Consider the following 853-nt stretch of genomic DNA (forward strand, 5'->3'; position numbering starts at 1 on the left):
TAGGTTCTGTTGACAAAGTGTGGTAGCCATATTTTTGCGGCAGCCAGGGCGAGGAATGCTGAGAAGGATTTTCGGGTCTTGTCGTATCGTGTCGCAACGCGACGGAACTGCTTGAGGCGGTTGAACATCCGTTCGATGCGGTTCCGGTCTTTGTAAGCCTGGAAATTGCAGACGGGCGGGTTCTTTCGGTTGGCCTTCGGTGGAATGACGGGCCTGATTCCGTGGATCAGCAGTTCTTCACGCAGGAAATCGCCGTCATAGCCTTTATCGGCAAGGAACAGCCTCGGCTTGCTGACTGGTATCGCCAGCAAGTCAGGAACGGCGTTGTAATCCGAGGCTTCGCCGCCTGTCAGGACAAAGCCAAGAGGGCGTCCTTGACCGTCTGCACGGGCGTGGATTTTCGTCGTAAAGCCGCCGCGTGATCGACCAAAAGCCTCCTGATAAGTCCCCCTTTAGCGCCCGCAGCCTGAGAGTGGCCGCGAACCGTGGTGCTATCGATCATGTGCTGCCAGTCATCCGTCAGCCCCAGTTCGACCAGGGTTTCAAGCAAAGCGTCCCAAACGCCTTGTTCCGCCCAACGGCGGAAGCGCACATAGACCGAATTCCACTTGCCGTAGCGCTCATGCATGTCGCGCCAGGGACATCCGACCCGAAGAACATGCAGCATGCCGTTCAGGTATCGTCGATTGTCGTGCGAGGGCCGGGACTTCCTACCGCGTTCGGTAGGCAATAACCCCTCGATGATCCGCCATTCCATATCCGTGAGGTCGCCGCGAGCCAGAACCGCCTCCTAAAAGGTAGTCTTGAATCACGCTTCCGCTGATTTGGGAATCCACTTTGTCAACAGGGCCTA

1 protein-coding gene is annotated in these 853 nt (G+C 57.1%); it reads right to left on the reverse strand.

All coding sequences use genetic code 11. From position 1 onward, the window contains the following. A protein-coding gene (locus KLP42_RS26595; RefSeq protein WP_215571165.1) for an IS5 family transposase occupies positions 1–781 on the reverse strand; the annotation gives its coding sequence in 2 pieces (ribosomal slippage) (positions 1–451 and positions 451–781; 782 coding nt annotated over the 2 pieces). This gene is flagged as partial in the annotation. Between the last annotated feature and the right edge of the window lie 72 nt (positions 782–853).

Origin of the sequence: Rhizobium sp. CSW-27, from assembly GCF_018760785.1 — a bacterium.
Taxonomy (GTDB): Bacteria; Pseudomonadota; Alphaproteobacteria; order Rhizobiales; family Rhizobiaceae; genus Neorhizobium.